General features: G+C 58.4%; 21 protein-coding genes. All 21 read left to right on the top strand.

Annotation, left to right across the window (positions count from 1 at the left end; genetic code table 11):
* The first annotated feature begins 30 nt into the window (after window positions 1-30).
* The 21 genes from K7A42_RS17755 to K7A42_RS17655 all read left to right on the top strand — a co-directional run bounded on the left by K7A42_RS17755 (window position 31) and on the right by K7A42_RS17655 (window position 19,493).
* Complete coding sequence (locus K7A42_RS17755; RefSeq protein ID WP_282455650.1) at window positions 31-681, top strand: hypothetical protein; 651 nt, start codon at window positions 31-33, stop codon at window positions 679-681.
* Window positions 678-1,976, top strand: coding sequence for a MotB family protein (locus tag K7A42_RS17750; RefSeq protein ID WP_282455649.1), 1,299 nt, complete (start codon window positions 678-680; stop codon window positions 1,974-1,976). The genes K7A42_RS17755 and K7A42_RS17750 overlap by 4 nt, the downstream gene beginning before the upstream one ends.
* Window positions 1,973-3,244 (top strand): chemotaxis protein MotC, encoded by a 1,272-nt coding sequence (gene motC, locus K7A42_RS17745; RefSeq protein ID WP_022555625.1) that lies wholly within the window; start codon window positions 1,973-1,975, stop codon window positions 3,242-3,244. The genes K7A42_RS17750 and motC overlap by 4 nt, the downstream gene beginning before the upstream one ends.
* Window positions 3,241-4,599 carry a flagellar hook-length control protein FliK gene (locus K7A42_RS17740; protein WP_282455648.1) on the top strand — a complete coding sequence of 453 codons (1,359 nt, stop codon included), beginning with the start codon at window positions 3,241-3,243 and terminating at the stop codon, window positions 4,597-4,599. Before motC ends, K7A42_RS17740 begins: the two co-directional genes overlap by 4 nt.
* Window positions 4,583-5,113: a lytic transglycosylase domain-containing protein gene (locus K7A42_RS17735; RefSeq protein WP_244405497.1), complete on the top strand. Its 531-nt coding sequence runs from the start codon at window positions 4,583-4,585 to the stop codon at window positions 5,111-5,113. Before K7A42_RS17740 ends, K7A42_RS17735 begins: the two co-directional genes overlap by 17 nt.
* Before the next feature lie 282 nt (window positions 5,114-5,395).
* On the top strand, window positions 5,396-6,067 hold the full coding sequence (locus K7A42_RS17730; RefSeq protein ID WP_006698188.1) for a response regulator transcription factor: 672 nt from the start codon (window positions 5,396-5,398) through the stop codon (window positions 6,065-6,067).
* Window positions 6,068-6,172: 105 nt separating this feature from the next.
* Entirely contained in the window at window positions 6,173-7,453 is a 1,281-nt protein-coding gene (locus K7A42_RS17725; RefSeq protein WP_282455647.1) for a flagellar hook protein FlgE, read from the top strand.
* 22 nt (window positions 7,454-7,475) lie between these two features.
* The gene (gene flgK / locus K7A42_RS17720) at window positions 7,476-8,969 is read left to right on the top strand and encodes a flagellar hook-associated protein FlgK (protein WP_072493976.1); all 1,494 of its coding nucleotides are present in this window, start codon (window positions 7,476-7,478) and stop codon (window positions 8,967-8,969) included.
* A gap of 3 nt (window positions 8,970-8,972) precedes the next feature.
* Window positions 8,973-10,076 (top strand): flagellar hook-associated family protein, encoded by a 1,104-nt coding sequence (locus K7A42_RS17715; RefSeq protein WP_282455646.1) that lies wholly within the window; start codon window positions 8,973-8,975, stop codon window positions 10,074-10,076.
* A 34-nt stretch (window positions 10,077-10,110) separates the two neighbouring features.
* Entirely contained in the window at window positions 10,111-10,455 is a 345-nt protein-coding gene (flaF, locus tag K7A42_RS17710) for a flagellar biosynthesis regulator FlaF (protein WP_004440020.1), read from the top strand.
* On the top strand, window positions 10,452-10,901 hold the full coding sequence (gene flbT / locus K7A42_RS17705) for a flagellar biosynthesis repressor FlbT (protein WP_004432543.1): 450 nt from the start codon (window positions 10,452-10,454) through the stop codon (window positions 10,899-10,901). The genes flaF and flbT overlap by 4 nt, the downstream gene beginning before the upstream one ends.
* Window positions 10,892-11,362, top strand: coding sequence for a flagellar hook assembly protein FlgD (gene flgD, locus K7A42_RS17700; protein ID WP_004440022.1), 471 nt, complete (start codon window positions 10,892-10,894; stop codon window positions 11,360-11,362). The genes flbT and flgD overlap by 10 nt, the downstream gene beginning before the upstream one ends.
* Before the next feature lie 49 nt (window positions 11,363-11,411).
* Window positions 11,412-11,678, top strand: coding sequence for a flagellar biosynthetic protein FliQ (locus tag K7A42_RS17695; protein WP_003515115.1), 267 nt, complete (start codon window positions 11,412-11,414; stop codon window positions 11,676-11,678).
* A gap of 159 nt (window positions 11,679-11,837) precedes the next feature.
* Window positions 11,838-13,925: a flagellar biosynthesis protein FlhA gene (gene flhA / locus K7A42_RS17690; protein WP_004440025.1), complete on the top strand. Its 2,088-nt coding sequence runs from the start codon at window positions 11,838-11,840 to the stop codon at window positions 13,923-13,925.
* Entirely contained in the window at window positions 13,922-14,677 is a 756-nt protein-coding gene (gene fliR / locus K7A42_RS17685; protein WP_004440028.1) for a flagellar biosynthetic protein FliR, read from the top strand. Before flhA ends, fliR begins: the two co-directional genes overlap by 4 nt.
* Before the next feature lie 14 nt (window positions 14,678-14,691).
* Entirely contained in the window at window positions 14,692-15,111 is a 420-nt protein-coding gene (locus K7A42_RS17680) for a hypothetical protein (protein WP_282455645.1), read from the top strand.
* 114 nt (window positions 15,112-15,225) lie between these two features.
* A complete protein-coding gene (locus K7A42_RS17675) occupies window positions 15,226-15,783 on the top strand; it encodes a rod-binding protein (protein ID WP_006698183.1) in 558 nt (185 codons plus the stop codon).
* Window positions 15,784-15,812: 29 nt separating this feature from the next.
* A complete protein-coding gene (locus tag K7A42_RS17670; RefSeq protein WP_006698182.1) occupies window positions 15,813-16,181 on the top strand; it encodes a hypothetical protein in 369 nt (122 codons plus the stop codon).
* Window positions 16,181-16,720, top strand: a complete 540-nt coding sequence (locus K7A42_RS17665) for a flagellar basal body-associated FliL family protein (RefSeq protein ID WP_004440034.1) — start codon at window positions 16,181-16,183, stop codon at window positions 16,718-16,720. The genes K7A42_RS17670 and K7A42_RS17665 overlap by 1 nt, the downstream gene beginning before the upstream one ends.
* Window positions 16,721-16,928: 208 nt before the next feature.
* Window positions 16,929-17,603 (top strand): WecB/TagA/CpsF family glycosyltransferase, encoded by a 675-nt coding sequence (locus tag K7A42_RS17660; protein WP_045532735.1) that lies wholly within the window; start codon window positions 16,929-16,931, stop codon window positions 17,601-17,603.
* Between the two features lie 114 nt (window positions 17,604-17,717).
* Window positions 17,718-19,493, top strand: coding sequence for a hypothetical protein (locus K7A42_RS17655; RefSeq protein WP_282455644.1), 1,776 nt, complete (start codon window positions 17,718-17,720; stop codon window positions 19,491-19,493).
* The last annotated feature ends 16 nt before the right edge of the window (window positions 19,494-19,509 follow it).

The raw sequence follows: 19,509 nt of genomic DNA, 5'->3' as shown, positions 1-19,509 counted from the left end.
GTCTCGTCCCCTGTTTTGCCGGGGGCGTGCATGACCACCTCCATCGCAAGATATCTGAAGGACTTCGGTGACGCTCAGCCGGCAGGACTGGCCTTCGGCGATCCCCTGGCGGATACCGATGGCGTTTCGCCATTTGCCGACGCTGCATCCGGTTTCGACGAATTCGAATCCGTCGACGTGGAGAGTGAAAGGCAGGCCGCTTACGCCCGTGGCCATGAGGATGCGACACGCGAAATCACCGAAAAGATGCAGGCGGAACGCGACGGGCTGCTGGCCGCCCATTCGGCTGAGCTGGAGGCGCTGCGATCCGCCTATCTCGAGGAAATCGCGGTCTTTCTGTCGCGCGGGCTGCGAGAGGGCATTGATGCGATTGCCGCCACCCTCAGCGAACAGACCGCCGCAATCCTTGCTCCGATTTTGACGGAAGAACTGTCGCTTAAAGCAGTCTCGGCGCTGGCGGATGTGGTGCGCGCTTCCATGCCGGATGGTGACGCCGTCACGCTTGTCGTGAAAGGTCCGAAGGATTTGTTCGAGCAGTTGAAGACCCAGCCCGGCTTTGAAGAAGAGACGATGAAGTTTACCGAGACCGCCGATATCGATCTTTCAGTCGAGCTGGGTGAGAGCGTCTTCGTGACGCGCATGTCCGCCTGGGCCTCCAGTCTTCGCAAGGTGATGAAATGAGTGAAGGCGAAAACCATCACCACGGCAAAAACGAGATCATCATCGTCAAACGCCATAAAGGTGGCCATGACGGTGCGCATGGTGGTGCGTGGAAGATCGCCTACGCCGACTTCATGACGGCGATGATGGCGTTCTTCCTCGTCATGTGGCTGGTCAATGCCGCCAATGAGGAAACCAAGGCCTCGGTCGCGAGCTATTTCAATCCGATAAAACTGTCCGATGAGAAACCCTCGTCCAAGGGGCTGGAAAAGCCCGTGGACAAGGAAGAGGGCGTCCAGAAAAAGGACCAGTCCAACATTCAGGCAGAGAAAGTGACCAAGGGATCCGCCGCGGCGACGGGCGAAGACCTGACGTCCCAGACAGGTGAACAGTCGAATTTCTCCGAAGCGGACTTTTTCGAAAATCCCTATTCCGTGCTGGCGGAAATCGCCCAGCAGGTCGGTCAGCAGGCCAATGTCAGCGCCAAGGGCGAGGGCGGTGCTGCCGATTCCGGCCCTGCAACCGGCGCAAGCGGCGGCGAGGCCTATCGCGATCCCTTCGATCCTGATTTCTGGACGCAGCAGGTGAAAATCACCCGCGCCGATCAGCAACAAAAACCGGTTGAGCAGCAGGCCGCCGAAAACAAGCAGGAGAATGCTGCCGAAAGCGCTCAGGCCGTTGCGGTTAAATCGTCTCAAGCGCCGGAAGACAAAGCGCAAGACGCCATGGACGTCGCCGCGGTTGTGCCGCAGCAACGGCCGGATGCCGCCGAGCAGGCAGCGCTTGTACGGCCCAGGCCCGAGCAGCAGCAAGAGGCGAAGGATGTTCAGCAAAAGGCGAGCGATGCTGAATGGGAAAAGGCCGATACGCTGCGCGAAGAAATCGAGAAACAGATATCCGGCATAACCGGCAGGCTCTCGGAAGGGCTGGTCGTGACGCCTGCGGAAGGCGGATTGCTGCTGACCATTTCCGACCAGACGGAAACACCGATGTTCAATATCGGATCGGCCGTTCCCCGGCGCGAAATGGTTCTCGCCATGGAAAAGATCGGCAAACTGCTTCAGGAGCGCGGTGGCAGCGTGGTAATCCGCGGCCATACGGATGGGCGGCAGTTCAAGGGCGAGGCCAACGACAATTGGCGGCTCTCCATGGACCGCGCGCACAGTGCCTATTACATGCTGGTGCGCGGCGGCCTGTCGGAAGAGCGGGTGAAGCAGGTTTCTGGGTTTGCGGACCGCAGATTGCAGGTCCCGGCAGATCCCCTGGCGGATGCCAACCGCCGTATCGAAATCCTGCTTGAGGCTGATCGGGGGTGAGTGTGACGAAAACCTCGAAACGCTGGCTTCTTCTTGCGGCGACGCTTTGTGGTCTCGGTGCCGGACCATTCAAGGCGTTTTCGCAGTCACAAGACAATCTCATGCCCTATGCCATGCTGCGCTCCCTGCAATTCGTGCAGGATTCGGTTGCCAAGGGAGACCATTCGGCAACGGAAATGCAGCGGTTCCTGCTCCAGACCATTGACGAGCGGCTGAAAAGCGCGCCCTCGGCGATCTTCAAGGACCCACGCAATGTCGATGCGGCGCTGATCTATGCGATGAGCGGCGGCAATCCCGCCACGCTTGAATTGCTGGTCGCGCGCGATGTGGACGGCAATTTCGACAGCCGCGTCGCCGATATCCTGCGCAAGTATCTGTCGGGCAAGGGGACGCTGGTGGCGCAGAGCATCGCGGCAATGGTGCCTGAATATCGCGGCACCCGGATAGGCGCCTATCTGGCGCTGATCGGTGGCAATGTCACGATCCCGCGCGATCCTCTGGCCGCGCTCGGCTTTTACGACATTGCCCGGCTTGAAGCGCCCGGGACAATCGTTGAGGAGGCGGCATTGCGCCGCTCGCTCGCCATTGCGGTTGAAGACGGCGATGCAAAACGCGGCGTCGAATACGCACAGCGTTACGCGCGGCGGTTCCTGCATTCGCCCTATGCAAGCCAGTTCGCGGATCTTCTGGTCTCGCTGGTGGTCAAACGCTCTGATTCCCTCGGCGAAGACGCGATAGTGGAGACCTTCGCGATGATGGATGCGGAAAGGCAGAAGGAAGCCTATCTGCGTCTTTCGCGTCTTGCGGCGATCAGCGGCAAGGATTCGCTGGCCCGCATGGCGGCGCTTAAAGCGAAGACGCTGTCGTCCGCCGCGCCGGATCAACCGGAAGCGCAGGCCAATCTCTACGAAAGCCTTTCCAACATTGGAACACCCGATGTGGTGAGCGCGATCGAGACGATCGGACAAATTCCCGAAACGCAGCTTTCGGACCGGGACAGGGCCCTCAGAGATGCCGCAAGGGCGATCGCCGAACAGGTGGTTCGTCCTCCCTCGCTATCAGGTGCTGATGTCGACGCGGCGGCGCAGGGCGCCAGACAGAACGCAGCCAAAAATGATGCGGTGGCTGGCGGGGAAAAAAGCATATGGCGGGTTGAAACCCACAAGGCCGACGATGGCGGTGAGAATGTCCGGCAGCTCGTGACAAGCGGCCGCAGCAAGCTCGATGAAATCGACAGCCTGTTGAAGAAAGGCGAGGGGGCACCATGATCGACGCAACCATCAATGCGCTAACGAATGCGCCACCGTCCGATCCGCGCGCAGGCAGTGCTGCCGCACGTGACGAGGCGAGAGGCGGCAGCTTTGGCGATGCCCTTTCCACGGTTCGTGACGAGCGACCGCCGCAGGCGCCGCATTCGCGGTCGGACGATTCTGGTTCAGCCGGGCAACAGCACGGACAGGCCGACGGCGAGGGGGAAAAGATGGACGTTCCGGTCAAACGGCCTGCAGCCTTCCTGAATGTCATCGTCAACGAGCATGCCGGGGACGGTCGAGTTCACGACACAGCTGCCGAGTTCCAGAACGCGGTCAAATCCTCGCGGGCACAATTGGAGGACGGCAAGCCTGGCAAGAAGCTCAAGGATGAGGCGGATAAGGATGCCGAGGCGATAACGGATACTCTCGATCCGAAGCTCGCCGAACTGCAGCTGGTTACGGCCAGCGCCGGGGCAATGGCCACGGCCAAGACGCCGCTGGAAGAAATTGCGCAGGCAATTGCCGGCAAGACCGACACGGTTAAGTCCGACAGGGCTGAACCTGTCCGCAGCAAGGCTGAACATCCGGCCAAAGACATGCCGACTGGGGTTGCAGCTGCCAATGATGCGGCGGGTTCGGCTTCGGGAAACGAAGGCGATGCCTCGTCATTCCGCTTCGCGTCTCCGCGTTCGGGTGCAGCCCGCGCTCTTGATATGAGCACGGTTCAGCGCGAAGGCCGCGTGGAGTTCGACACGCGGGAAAGCAGCGGTAAGGCGGCCGATACCGTAACGGTTCTCGATTCCCGGCGCTTCATCGGTCTGGCGCCCTCCTCCAATGCCTCGGCTCTGACCGGCCTGATCGCCAATGATCCGGAATGGGTCAGCGCCATGCAGCCCGGTTCGGCGCTGTCCAACGCAGCCGCCCAGAGCAGCACCGGCAAGGTCGTGCATACGCTGAAGCTGCATATGACGCCGATCGAGCTTGGATCGGTGACGATGTCACTGCGTCTTGCCGGTGACGAACTCGCCGTGCACATGACTGTGGAGAGCGTCGCGGCCTATAAAAAGCTCCAGGAAGACAGCAAGAGCATCCTTGATGGCCTCAAGGCGCAGGGTCTGACGGTCGATAACATCACGATCAGCATCGCTTCTTCTGATAAGAGTGACCAAACGGGCACACAAGCCAACAATCAGCAAAATCAGCAGGCGCAGCAACAGGGCCAGCAGGCGGCTGCGGGCCGCAACCGTGACGAGTCCGGTGCACGAGGCGGCCGGCAAGGCAATGGCGATAATTTGGGGGTGCATAATGAAGGCATGGACGGCACTCTTGGCTCTGCCCGCACTTCTGCTGACAATGGCGTCTATCTCTGAAAACGCATCGGCCTCGGCAACGTCAGGCGTGTGTGAAAGAGAGATCCAGTCTGCGGCACGCAAGTACGGCGTGCCGGAGGGAATTCTCTATTCAGTGGGCCTGACGGAGACTGGCCGCAAGGGGCGGCTCGACCCCAACGCCATGAATATCGAAGGAAAACCGGTATTTGCGGCCTCTACCGAAGAGGCCTTGATGACTTTTGAGGCTGCCAAACGCAATGGCGCCAAGCTGATCGACCTTGGATGCATGCAGATAAATCATTATTTCCACGGCGAAAATTTCACATCTGCGCGCGAAATGTTCGATCCGCGTCGCAATGTCGAATATGCCGCCATGTTCCTGCGTAACCTCCACAACAGGCACGAGACCTGGACCATGGCGGTTGCCCGCTATCACGCAGGGCCCAATAATGACCCGGCCCAGAAGAAATATGTCTGCCGGGTCATCGCCAATCTGGTGGCGACGGGCTACGGGAAATGGACGCCCAACGCGAAAAATTTCTGCGACGGATAACAACCTGAAATTGCTTTATCAGGGGTTGGGACTCGCTATCGGAAATGTGGCGAGACAAAGCCCGAAAAAAAGCGTTTCAAGCGTTTTTTAGCGATTTCGGAAATTTTTACACAAAAATTTTGTGCCTTATATGGTTAATACCCACTATATATAGATCAAATCGGCACAAAATGGTTAATCAATTATTAATAACTATCGATGATTTCCTACAGTTGTCGCTGAATCCCCCGATTCGTACCAATGCCTCATTGGAAAACACCACACTGATTCGGAGGCGGACGAATGATCGTAGTGGTTGATGAGCGCGAGCTCGTTAAAGACGGCTATACATCTCTATTTGGGCGTGAGGGCATTCCCTCGACCGGGTTCGATCCGGTCGAATTCGGGGAATGGGTCTCGACGGCGGCGGAAAGCGATCTTGCGGCTGTGGAAGCCTTCCTGATCGGCCAGGGCGACCGGAGCTTCTCCTTGCCAAAAGCGATCAGGGATCGCACGACGGCGCCTGTCATCGCGGTGAGCGACCAGCCCTCGCTGGAAGCGACACTCGCGCTGTTCGACAGCGGCGTCGATGATGTCGTGCGCAAGCCCGTTCACCCTCGGGAAATCCTCGCACGTGCGGCGGCTATTCGCCGCCGGCTGCAGGTCATTTCGAATTTCACCGACGCCGGTCCGATCCGGGTCTTCTCCGATGGACGTGACCCGGAAGTGGGCGGCGAGGTATTTCCCCTGCCGCGCCGCGAGCGCCGCATTCTTGAATATTTGATCGCCAATCGCGGACGCCGCGTTTCCAAGGCGCAGATTTTCAATGCCATCTACGGCATCTTCGATGATGACGTCGAAGAAAACGTCGTCGAAAGCCACATCAGCAAGCTGCGCAAGAAGCTGCGCAAGAAACTTGGCTACGACCCGGTCGATTCCAAGCGGTTCCTCGGCTACAGCATTGATTGGCAATGATTTTCATTGACCCGCGTGGTCTTTTTCAAACGCGGTATTTCAGACAGCTTCACGCAAGCCAAACGCTTTACCTTCTCCTTGAAAGATGACCACGAGGGTTTTTGAATGAGTATTTTCGGCACTATGCGAACCGGCGTGTCCGGCATGAATGCACAGGCGAACAAGCTGGGCACCGTTGGCGACAACATCGCCAACGCAAGCACCACCGGTTACAAGCGTGCATCGACGTCGTTCTCGTCGCTCGTTCTGCCCTCCTCGTCGGGCAGCTACGCTTCCGGCGGTGTGCAGTCCAACGTTCGCTACAGCATTTCGGAGCAGGGCAACCTCTCCTACACCACCTCGGGTACTGACCTTGCCATTCAGGGCAACGGTTTCTTCGTTGTCCAGGATGGTGCAGGTACGCCTTATCTCACCCGTGCCGGCTCTTTCGTGAAAAACTCGGAAGGCTATCTGGAAAACGCCGCTGGCTTCCAGCTGATGGGTTACCCCTACGGTTCCAACCCGCCGGCTGCCGTCGTTAACGGCTTCACAGGTCTTGAAGCCATTAACGTCAACAATTTCGGCCTGACGGCATCGCCCTCCACGCAGGGCAGCTTCCCGGCCAACCTCAATCGCGACGATACGGCTGTAGCGGCCGCATCGCTTCCCGGCACCAACTCTGCAACGGCGACGTTCGGAAACAAGACGTCGCTGACTGCATTCGACAGCGGCGGCGCGAAGGTTCTCTACGATTTCTACTACACCAAGACCGGCGCCAACACCTGGGAAGTGGCGGTCTATCGTCAGGACCAGTCGACCAACGGCGGCTTCCCTTATACGGCAACCCCTGCGGCGAACCTCGTTCAGCAAAAGGTCAATCTGGAATTCGATCCTGTCACCAACAAGCTGACCACCGCGTCTGCGAAATCGATCGTCATTAACGATCAGGTGAGCGGTGTGCCGCAGGCGATCGATATCGACCTGTCGCAGATGACGCAGTTTTCGGCGAAGTTCACGCCCGGCACGGCCGTTCTGAACGGTAACGGCCCGAGCCAGATCAAGGACGTCGAAATCGGCAAGGATGGCGTGGTGACGGCGGTCTATCAGGATGGCGGTCGCCGCAACATCTACCAGCTGGCGCTGGCAACTGTGCCGAGCGTCGACAATCTGAGCCCGCAGAACGGCAATGTCTATCTGCCGAGCAACGAGTCGGGTGTCGTCACCATCGGTTTCGCCCAGACGGGTAGCTTCGGTTACATCCAGAAGGGCGCGCTGGAAGGCTCGAACGTCGATATCGCCAGCGAACTCACCGACATGATTGAATCCCAGCGCATCTATACCGCGAATTCGAAGGTCTTCCAGACTGGATCGGATTTGATGGACGTCCTGATCAATCTGAAGAGATAGTAATTCCTACGGGGACAGATGAATGTCGCTCACGTCAGCAATGAATACTGCGCAGTCGATTTTCAATAATACAGGTAAGCAGACGGACGTTACCTCGAAAAACATTGCCAATGTCGGCAATGCGAACTACGTCAAGCGTACCGCCATTCTCGGCACGACCATGGCCGGAGCGAGTATCGTCTCCAATGGCCGTGCCCAGAATGAAAGTCTTCTCAGGCAGACGATTTCCAGCGCCTCGCTGGCCACCGGGCAGAACACTGTTCTGACCGGTCTCGAGGAGATGAAGAGTATTTTCGGCGGCAACGACTACGAAAGCGCGCCGTCCACTTACATGAAGGAACTGCTCAAGAGCCTTAGCGGCTATGCCGCCAAGCCGAGCAATGCTGCTCTTGCCGCAACGGCCGTGACTTCCGCCGCGGATGTCGCCAGCTCATTGAACAAGGCGTCTGCCGAATTGCAGGCGATGCGTCTGCGTGCCGACAAAGAAATCTCCCTTCAGGTCGACAAGCTGAACGGCCTGCTCGCGAAATTCGAGGAAGCCAATAACGAGGTCAAGGCGCAGACGGCGATCGGCGGCGATCCCAGTGATGCACTCGATCAGCGCGAGACCTTGCTGAAGGACATCTCGTCCATCATCGGCATCAATGTCGTCAACCGCCCGAATAATGACGTCGCGCTTTACACGACCGACGGCGCCACGCTGTTCGAGATCGTGCCGCGTCCGGTAACCTTCAAGGCGCAGCCGGGCTACGACGCTACGACCACCGGCAACGCGATTTATGTGGACGGTGTGGCGCTCAAGGCCGGCAGCGGCAGCAACACGACGGCGGAAGGATCGCTTCAGGGTTTGATGCAGGTTCGCGATGAACTTGCGCCGACCATGCAGAGCCAGCTCGACGAAATCGCGCGCGGCCTGATCACGATGTTTGCGGAAAAGCCGATTACCCAGCCGGCGCCGCCTGCGCCGCCTCTGACGGCGAAGCCCGGCCTTTTCACCTGGTCGACGGCAACCGCAACGAGCGAGATTCCTCCCGCCGGCGTCGTCGTCCCGGGGCTCGCTGCGACCATTACCGTCAACTCCGCGTTAATTATTTCGCAAGGTGGCAATCCGGAATTGTTGCGCGACGGCGGCATCAACGGTACCGCTTATATAGTCAATCCCGCAGCTACGGGCGGAACCGGGTTTTCCGCTCTGATCGACAGCTATGTGACCGCATTCGACGCGCCCATGAATTTCGCCGCGTCGACACGTATCGATACGAATACCAGCATCCTGAAATACGGCACCAACTCGATGGGTTGGCTCGAACAGGAACGGTCCGGTGCGACTTCGGCAAACGAAGCGAAAAGCGCGCTTTATGAGCGCTCTGCGACATCCTATTCGAACAATACGGCGGTTAGCCTGGACGAGGAGCTGTCGCTGCTCATGGATATCGAGCAGTCTTACAAGGCGGCCACGAAACTGGTGACGACCGTTGATGAAATGCTCAAGTCCTTGATGGACATGGTGAGGTAAAGGATGAAAACGTCATTCATTTCATCGCTGGCGATGCAGAACAGCATGCGCAGCACCATCCTCAAGGCTCAGCTTGAGATGACGAATCTCAATACCGAGCTGACCACGGGCAAGCACGCGGATATTGGTGTGACGCTGGGTGCCAATACGGCCCGCAGCCTCGATCTCAACAGGGACGTGGAGCGGATTTCCTCGCTCGTCACGGTCAACTCCTTCGCCACACAGCGTCTTGAATCGTCGCAGACCGCGTTGGACGGCATGGCAAAGGCCGCCCAGGAAATCCTCAATGTTCTGGTGCCCAATACGAGCAGCGAGCAGCCCACGCTTGCCACCGTCAACCAGAAAATCACGATCGCCTTCAACAATTTCACCAGCTTTGCCAACACGGCCGTGGATGGTGAGTATCTGTTTTCCGGTACGAATACGGATGTGAAGCCGGTCCAGGACTATTTCGCCGACGGTTCGCCGTTGAAAGCCGCCTATGACGCCGAACTGAACCATTTCATGGCAACACAGACGCCGGCCGTGGGGAGTATCTCGGACCTGTCCAAAGATCAGGTCAACGCCTTTATGACGCATATGGAAGGCGTATTCAACGGTACGACGACTGTAACCAACCCGCCGCACAGCAGTCTCGCTGTGGGACAGAATGTCGATTTCTGGACGAGGTTCGGTTCCAACGCCAGCGATACCAACATGACGAGCCGGATCAGCCAGAACGAAGTGGTCGAAACGTCGACCAACAGCAATTCGCAGGGCATGCGTTACTTCGCGATGACGGCAATCACGGCGATGACCTTCCTCAAGGATAATGTTTCGAGCACGGTCCGCGAGGCGGTCGCCACCCAGTCGGTGACGACTATCGGCAAGGCGATCAGTGGGCTGAACCAGCAGGCAAGCAGTCTTGGCCTTTCGCAGGAGCGCGTCAAAAAGTCGAATGACTCTCTGGCTGCCCAGAAGAAGATCATCGAAACGCATCTGCTGGGTATTGAGGGGAGCGATCCTTACGAGGCGAAGACCCGTCTCGATCTGCTGCAGCAGCAGATCGAGATCGCATACAGCCTCACGTCGCGTCTGCAAAAAATGAGTCTGGTGAACTACCTCTGATGAACAGGGGTGGCGGCAGATAAAGGATACATGAATGTACCAGTTTTCCTACGCCGAAATCATGGAGGATGGTGTCGCCAACGCGAAAGACCGCGAGCGACAGGCGTTGACCAAATCGATCGAACTGCTTGCGGAGGCGAAGGACTCCTCTTCTCAGCGCCACACGATCGAAGCGCTTTTTTACACTCGACGGGTCTGGATCCGCTTCATTGAGGATCTCAAGCAGCCGGATAATCAACTGGCCATGGAACTGAGGGCCAATCTGATTTCGATCGCGATCTGGATACTGAAAGAGTGCGAACTGATCCGGAAACGTCAGTCGACGAATTTCCAGGGCATAATTGACGTGACAACCATCATCAGGGATGGACTGAAATGAAAAGTACACTTCGAATTTCGCTGAAGTCGGGCGAAAAGATTTTCATCAACGGCGCAGTTCTGCGTGTGGATCGCAAGGTGGCGCTGGAATTCCTGAACGATGTCACGTTCCTGCTCGAGAACCACGTATTGCAGCCCGACCAGGCTACCACCCCGCTGAGACAGCTTTATTTCATCGCGCAGATGATCCTTATCAATCCGGAGGGGCGGGAACAGTCCACCAACATGTTCCGCAAGTCCGTGAGCATGCTCTTGAATTGCTTCCAGCATGACGAGGTCCTTGCGGAGCTCAAGCGCATCGACGGGCTGGTTGCCTCCGGCAAGGCTTTCGAAGCGCTGAAGGCCATCCGCGGCCTTTACCCGATCGAGGAGAAAATCCTCAACAATCAGGAAATGACCCCTGCAACGATCGAACAGATTCGCAAGGAGATCGCACCATGGCGGTAGATGCAGTCAATGCGGCGGCGGCAAACCCCTGGGCGAATGCCGGGGCGAGCAGCAACGACAAGAACGCGGCCTCGCTGAACTATGACAGCTTCCTGAAGCTCCTCATCGCCCAGATGAAGAACCAGGATCCGACCAGCCCGATGGATGCTGGTCAGCAGATGTCGCAGCTTGCAAGCTTTTCGCAGGTCGAGCAGACCATCAAGACGAACACCCATCTGAAGAGCATGCTGCAGGCCGAAGCACTGACCCGTGCGTCGGATCTGGTCGGCAAGACGGTAAAGAGCGCCGACGATACCGTCACGGGCGTGGTGAAGGAAGTCGAAGTCTATTCAGACGGCGTCGTTGCCATCACCGAAGCTGGTGACAAGGTGCTGCTGCAGGCCGGTGTGACCTTCTCCAACGGCCCGATCACGGATAAATCTGATAGTGGAACCGATTCGGATACGCCAGCTGGTTCCTGATATTGATAAGGCGGTATAATGCCGCCTTTCTGGAACGAGGGATGCGACGATGAACGAGGCCGATGCGCTTGATATCATGCAGGCGGCAGTGTGGACGGTTCTCGTCGCGGCCGGTCCTGCGGTTCTCGCCGCCATGATCGTCGGTGTCGCCATCGCCTTCATTCAGGCCCTGACGCAGGTTCAGGAAATGACGCTGACCTTTGTTCCCAAGATCGTCACGATCATGATTGTCCTCGGCGTTGCCGCCCCCTTTGTGGGCGCGCAGATAGCGCTTTTTTCCAATCTCGTCTTTTCACGCGTGCAATCGGGCTTCTGATATCGATCCGGCCAGGATGCCATCCTCGCGCAAGCTTCGGCGGCTAGGGATAGGTTGAAGCATCGGGCCGAATTGCGTGAGCGATTTCGCGAAACGATGCCGCGGAACCGTGCGGCGGCTTTTCCGTCGCCCTTCTCATGAAGAGACAGGACGAAATTTATGGCGCAACCACCAGTCATTTCCTTGCCCAAGGTCAGTCCGAGCACGCGTGACATCGGCTTCGCACTGGGCATCGTGGCGATCCTCTGCGTTCTGTTCCTGCCCATTCCGGTCGTTCTGGTGGATATCGGCCTGGCGTTTTCCATCGCGCTTTCGGTCCTCATCCTCATGGTGGCGCTATGGATACAACGGCCGCTGGATTTCTCGTCATTCCCGACGGTGCTGCTGATCGCGACCATGATCCGCCTGTCGCTGAACATCGCGACGACGCGCGTCATCCTCTCCCACGGCAATGAGGGTCCGACGGCGGCCGGCGGTGTAATCGCCGGCTTTTCCAGTCTCGTCATGTCAGGCGATTTCGTTATCGGTCTGATCGTCTTCCTGATCCTGATCACCGTCAACTTCATCGTCATCACCAAGGGTGCGACGCGTATCGCTGAAGTCGGCGCACGCTTTACCCTCGACGCCATTCCCGGCAAGCAGATGTCGATCGATGCGGACTTGTCCGCCGGCATCATCGATGAGAAGGAGGCGCAGCGCCGCCGCCGCGAGCTGGAAGAGGAAAGCTCTTTCTTCGGCTCGATGGACGGCGCCTCGAAATTCGTCCGCGGCGATGCGATTGCGGGCCTCATCATCACCGCCATCAACATTTTCGGCGGCATCATCATCGGTTATTTCCGGCACGGCATGCCGATCGGCGAAGCGGCCGATGTTTTCGTCAAGCTTTCCGTCGGTGACGGTATCGTCTCGCAGATTCCGGCCCTCATCGTATCGCTGGCAGCCGGCCTCCTCGTGTCGCGTGGCGGCACGGCGGGGTCCACGGATCAGGCGGTCGTCAATCAGCTCAGCGGTTATCCGCGTGCATTGATGGTTTCTGCCATGTTGATGGGCCTGCTTGCCATTATTCCGGGCCTGCCCTTCCTGCCTTTCATGTTCCTCGGTGGCATCATGGCGTTCGGCAGCTGGTATATTCCGCGCCAGGCTGAAGCCGAAAGCGCGCTTCGTCGCCAGGAGGAGGAGAGCAAGATTCTCCAGACGACAGAGGCGGAAAAAGACTCGGTCAAGCAGGTTCTGAAAACCGCCGAGATCGAACTGGCGCTCGGCAAACAGGTTTCGACCCGCCTTCTCGGCGCGCATCAGGAACTGGCTTTCCGCGTCGGCAAGATGCGCAAGAAATTCGCAACGCAATATGGTTTCGTCGTGCCGGAGATCAAGGTTTCCGACGACATCATGATCCCGGAGAAGGCCTATCAGATCCGCGTTCACGGCACGACCATCGCATCGAGCAATCTGCGCGTCGGAGATGTTCTCGTCGTGACAGGGGCAGGGCGCAAGCCAAGCATCCCGGGCGACGAAATCCGCGAACCCGCTTTCGGCATGCCGGCCGTATCGATCCTCGAAACCTTCACCGAGGATCTCAAGCGCGAAGGCTTCCATCCGATCGATAACGTCTCCGTTGTACTGACGCATCTGAGCGAAGTCATTCGCAACAATCTGCCGCAGCTTCTGTCCTACAAGGACGTCAAGATACTCATCGACAGGCTGGATCCCGAATATAAGAAGCTCGCCGACGAGATTTGTTCGTCGCACATGTCCTATTCCGGTCTGCAGGCCGTGCTGAAACTGCTGCTTGCCGAACGTGTGTCGATCCGCAACCTGCATCTCATTCTCGAAGCCGTCGCCGAACTTGCGCCGCATGTGCGCAAGACGGAACAGATCGTCGAACATGTGCGGGTGCGCATGTCGCAGCAGCTCTGCGGTGATCTGGCCGATAATGGCGTGCTTCGCGTCCTGCGTCTCGGTAACAAGTGGGACATGGTCTTCCATCAGGCGCTGAAGCGCGACCAGAAGGGCGAAATCGTCGAATTCGATATCGATCCCCGCCATCTCGAGGAGTTTTCCGAACAGGCGTCGAAAGTTATCCGTGAATTCATGGATCGCGGCCTGCCCTTTGTGCTTGTAACCTCACCGGAAACGCGGTCCTATGTGCGCATGATTATCGAGCGACTCTTCGCGACCCTGCCGGTTCTCTCGCATGTGGAACTTGCCAAGGGGCTGGAGATCAAGATCCTGGGCGCCATTTCATGATAACCGACCCGCAGGGAACCATTATCGCGTTGTTCCTTGCCATCTGCCGTATCGGCGCCTGTTTCATGACCATGCCGGGCTTTTCCAGCTCGCGCATTTCGCCGCAGATTCGCATGTTGCTGTGTGTGGCTGTGTCCATGGCCCTGTTGCCGGTGTTATGGGATACGATCTATCCGAAAATTTCCGGCGCGAATCAGGGCACTGTCGTCGGCCTCATCGCCACGGAGATCGCGATCGGTGCTATGTACGGGCTGATCGCGCGCTTTTACACGCTTGGTTTTCAGTTCACCGGCGCCCTTATCGGCGCATCGGTCGGCCTCAGTGCGCCCGGCGGCGCCGATGTCATCGAAGACGCCCAGGAAAACCAGATATCCAACTTCATCACCTTCGGCGGACTGCTGGTACTGTTCATGCTGGATTTTCACCACATCGTCCTCAAGGCCCTTGTGGATTCCTATACCGCCACGCCGGTCGGCGCGCTCATCAGCGGCCAGAAGATGCTGATTACACTGACTGACACGCTGAGGGCGTCGTTTTCGATCATGCTTCGGCTTGCTAGCCCCTTCGTGATCTACGGTCTGATGTTCAACGTCGCGGTCGGCCTCATCAACAAGCTTGCACCGCAAATCCCCGTCTACTTCATATCGACGCCCTTTGTTCTCGCTGGCGGCATCTTCATGCTCTATCTGTCGGTCGCGGCCCTCATCCGCCAGTTCGTGGATGGCTTCGGCCCGGTCTTCATCGGCTTTTGATCGGGAGAAACGCGGTGGCCTTAGACAAGCGGTCGGAGAAACTCAAGCGTCTGGTCACGGTCCAGCGCCACATGGAAAAAATGGCCGAGGTCGAACTGGCCGACACCACCCGCACGCGAAGCGAGGTGGCGCAATCGATGGACAGCGTGCTGGAAGCCATGAGTTCGATGGAGCCGGTGCATCAGACATTCTCGAGGCATTATTCGGATCGTTACGGCCGTCTGGTCGTCAAGGACCGTCAGCTCTCCGGCGTGCAGCAATTGCAGGAAAACAGGGTGCTCAAAGAAAAAACCAAGGCCGACAGGCTGGAGGACAGGATGCACCTGGCCCGTGATCTCGAGGATCGTGAGGCCGACGACAATGCAATCTATGATTTGTTAGAAATTACGAATGCTTCCCGGACACCAGCCTCCAGCAAGGTTGGCGATTCATAGTCTGCTCCATTGTTGCATCGCGGGCGTTTTTTTGAGGACGCCTAAAGCGATGTTTCTTGATTGGGTGAACGTGCCGGTTCGTGCCGCGCGTTCGTCAGCTCGGGAGATCGGGACGTGGCGATATCGGTTATAAGTGATCTGGTGATGGATGTGGTGCGTGCTGCGGACCCCCAGGAAGTCCAGGTTGCCCAGGAGAAACTCAAGGCCAATAAGGCGGCTTTTGCCGCAACCAGCCTTGCAGATGCGGGCAAGGGCTTTGGCGCCGCGGTGGATATGCTGGATGGCGCCTCCTCGAAGGCGGGCCTTGGCAATACGAATATTCGCGCGGCTCGCACCGAAATTCCTGAAACATATCGCAAATATGAGGCCTCTGTCCTCCAGACCTTCGTAGCCAACATGCTGCCGAAAGACAGCGAGGAAGTTTACGGCAAAGGTAATGCCGGCGAAATCTGGAAGAGCATGATGGCCGAACAGTTTGCCGACACGATCTCCAGAAATGGCGGTGTCGGCATTGCAGAGCAGGCATACAAGGATGCGCTTCGGAAGGCCGAAAGCAAAGGCATAACCGACGTATCGATGAATGAAAAAGACCATAATGCTGCAATTCGGATGGTGGCGGAGTTCGAGCGGCAGGTCCTCGGCGTTTCCAATGAGAAAACGGACGAGGCTTGAGAATGAAAAACCCTAACGAGGAGACAAGCATGGACCTTATGTCGAACGACCACCGTATCCAATCCGTTCTCGGCCGCCTTGAAATGATCATCGACCATGAGAACGACAATATCGGTAAGGACCCGCGGTTCGACTTCAAGGTCTCCAATGCCCATAAGAGCCGGTGCCTTTATGAGCTGACGATGCTGTTCCGGGATACCCCGCGCGAGGAAATCGCTGCCGGTTACATGGAGCAGGTCAAGGGCATCAAGTCCAAGCTCGCCACCAATGCCAGCCGCGTCGAGGCACATCTGAATGCAGTTCGTGCGGTCGCCGACCTCCTGAAGAACGCAATCCAGGAAGCCGACACGGATGGTACCTACTCCCAGGAACAGTTCATGTACGGCGCAGCCTCCTGATGTTGAAGCTTCTTCTCACCGGCGTCTGGGTTTGCGCCGTCACGCTCGGCGCGGTGTATTTCTCCGTCCAGATGGCGACGGCGCCCGCGCCGGACGAGGCGGGCGCAAAAAAGGCCAGCTTGCAACTGGTCAAGGGCGAAAGCATCACCATTCCCGTCATCAATGATGGCGGGGTAAACGGTTATTTCCTAAGCCGTATTTCGCTGCGCGTCGACAAGGACAAGATGGCGAAAATCGAGTTGCCGGCAACCCAGTTGATGACCGATGAGCTGTTCACGCTCCTGGCGGGTTCTTCCATGGTCAACATCGCCAATATCTCTACCTTCGATCCCGACGCCTTCAAGCAGCGCATCCGCGAGGGGCTGAACAAGAGGCTCGATGACGAGGTGGTCGAGGACGTGCTGATCGAGCAACTCGATTATCTGTCCAAAGCCGACATTCGTGAGCAGAACGGGAATGGAACACCCCGTTCCATCAAGATCGTCGAAGGTGAAAAAGCCGACGCCGGCAAGGAAGCGGCCGCCGCGCCAGGCCACTGATAGCGCCGCCCCGCTTCGTGCCTTCGGCATGGCCAGTGGCAAGGGACGGTCGCGTGATCCACGTGGTTAATCATTCCTTCGCGTGGGCCTTGGAATTCTATTGATTGCTTTCAGCGTAAATTCAACCAGCACATGTATAAACGGTCCATGAACCGCGAACCCGCAGAAACGTGCGCGTGACGGGCGGGGCTTGCATCGGGGGCTGGGTATGAACGTAACGACGGGTTTTGCACGACCGGGACAGCAGCGAGACATTTACGGGCTGCACTTCTGCGACCTCGACTGGAACGCAGCGCTGGAACATGTGAGCGACAGGGCTTCCGCCTCTGAGGGCCACACGTCGCTCTCATTTCTCACCCTTGAAAAGGCAAAGCTTTCACTCAAGGACATCGGCTATCGGCAGGTCCTCGAAAGCTGCCTGCTTTTCCCGCAGGGCAAGGCGTTGAACGCTGCCGCGCGGCGCGCACATGGTGAGCCTCTGCCGGTCGTGATCGATGGCGTTGCCTTTGTCATGGCGCTCCTCACCTATATGGCAGTACCGAAACGGATCGGCGTTGCGGGTGACGATGCAGCCCAGCTCGGTGTCGTTCTTGCCAAGCTGCGTAGCCATGCGCCCTGGCACGACTTCGTCATGCTGAGCGGCGAGACGTCCGGCGTGAAAGTGGATATGCTGCTGGCGGGAATGACCAAGCAAAATCAGGAAATGTGGCTGCATCGCACCGTCAACCGCGAGGACGCGCGAGTCGCCATCGCAGTCGGGCCGCTTTTCAAGATATTATCGTCCGAAGTGGCTGGCATGCCTGAAATCTTCCGCAGGCTGCATATGAGCTGGCTTTACAGCCTTTGCGCCGAACCCTGGCATATCGCTCTCGGCAAGGGCTGAGGCGAGTTCGGCGAAGGTCCGTTAACCTTTTGTTTGCCACGATCCTTTAACCTCTCGTAAGGTTTTGACAGCTGTCCGTCCGCGGGCGGCGGCGAAGGTGGCAGACGGCTTCAGATGGTTGATCACAGTCCAGATATGACGGCGACCCGCCCGGAAGGGGATGAGATTGCCGCGCCCGCGTCGCAGTGGCGCAGGCATTGTCTTCGGCTTTTGACCGCCGGATGCGTCGCGGCCGCCACGGTAACCGGCGCAGCCCTGCCGCTGCTGCTCGTTGATTCCGGTTTTCGCGGCTATGTTTCGCAGGCGCAGATCGAGGTATCACAGACCGCTTATGATGCACCAGATGCGACCCGCTTTCTGGCGATGGCGCGACGCACCCTGCTTTCACCTGGCGGGCTGGACCGGATCAGCAGCGATCTCAAGCTGAAGCCTGCCGATCTGGTCGGCGTTCGCAAACAGGGTGAATTTCACCTGCTTGTCGATCTTCTGACCGGCGCGGATGCGCGTCCGCTCTCCCCGCGTGAGGCGCTTAACAGCGCGGTCGGAGATGGGATAGGGCTTGAACTGTCGCCCGACGAGACGACGCTGATCGTGACTTCGAGGGCTGCGACGCCAGAAGCGGCCATGCGGCTTACCGACTATCTTTCGATGCGTATCATGGCGGACGGCAAGGCCGGCACCATGACGCCCGCTATGCGGGAGATGGAGCGGGCGCGGACAAGGATGGACGAGGCCGAGGCGGCGCTAAGCGGTTTCCAGATGCGCCATGGTGATGCGGTGATTACCGAGGTGCAGCAGCTCGAGCAGCAATTGCGTGACGTGAACGACAGAATCACCGCGGCGACCCGACAACAGCAGTCGCTGCAGGCGGATCTGGCGGCGGCTTCGGCCCTGAAACCCAACGATCTGTTCTCCAAACCGCTTCCCTCCGGCATCGCCTTTTCTGCACTCGAGGATATCAGGCAGAAACATGCCGCCGCCAGTATGGCGCTTTCCAGCATCTCGGTCGATTACGGCCCGAAACATCCCCGACACATCGCCGCCCGGAACGCGGTGGATGCCGTACAGGCACTCGCTGCTCCAGCATTGCGCCAACTGCTCGACGCACTGCGAGCGGACGAGAAGCGCCTCGCTGAGGAGATCGCCGATGCTGAAGCCGAGCGGAAAAAGAACCTTGATCGCCTGAATGGTCTCGGTGTTGCTCCGGGAGAGTTCTCCAGACTGCAGGGGGAGCTCGAAACGGCGAGAAACACCTATCTGGAGGCGAGCGAACGCCGCGATCTCTCCTCTGCTACGACGCCTGCCCTTGAGACCCGCCTCGCGAAAAAGGCAGGTCCGGGAGAACTATCGCGTGATCTTGCCCAGGCCGCCATGATGGCGGGCGGCGGCGGCCTGATCGGATTGCTGGGCAGTCTCTATCTTCTGACGTACCGTCGCCGTGACGAGGAAGAGCAGGATGCCTCCGCCTTCGAACCGGAATCGGCAATCCGGCTCCCCGAGGAGGAACCCGTGCAATTTTCGGAATTCGAGCCAATCGAACCGGCTGTGTTTGACGATCTGCAATCTCCTGATGCCGAAACGGCCGGCTTGGATGCTGGCCACGACGAGGAGAGCTTCGCCGATTATTACGCCGGTGCGGTTAACGACGATGAGCGCATGCCGCTCGACGAGCGTGTAAGGCAGGTTCTGATGGGCAACCGCACGGTTGGGATCGCCGGTCAGGCACCGTCCGCGCTGCCGCCGCTGCTGGCTGATGCGCTTGCCGGCCACGCCGATCATGCCCAGGCGGAAGCGGAGGAGCTGATGGAATTGCGACGGGAATTGGCGCTCCTGAGGGAGCGTCTCGTCGATTATGCCGACCACCAAGAAGACTACCGCAAAACCGCCTGAAAACGCCGCATTTTAG

Origin of the sequence: Agrobacterium sp. InxBP2 (assembly GCF_026191755.1) — a bacterium.
GTDB lineage: Bacteria > Pseudomonadota > Alphaproteobacteria > Rhizobiales > Rhizobiaceae > Agrobacterium > Agrobacterium pusense.
This window is presented reverse-complemented; position numbering and strand designations above follow the sequence as displayed.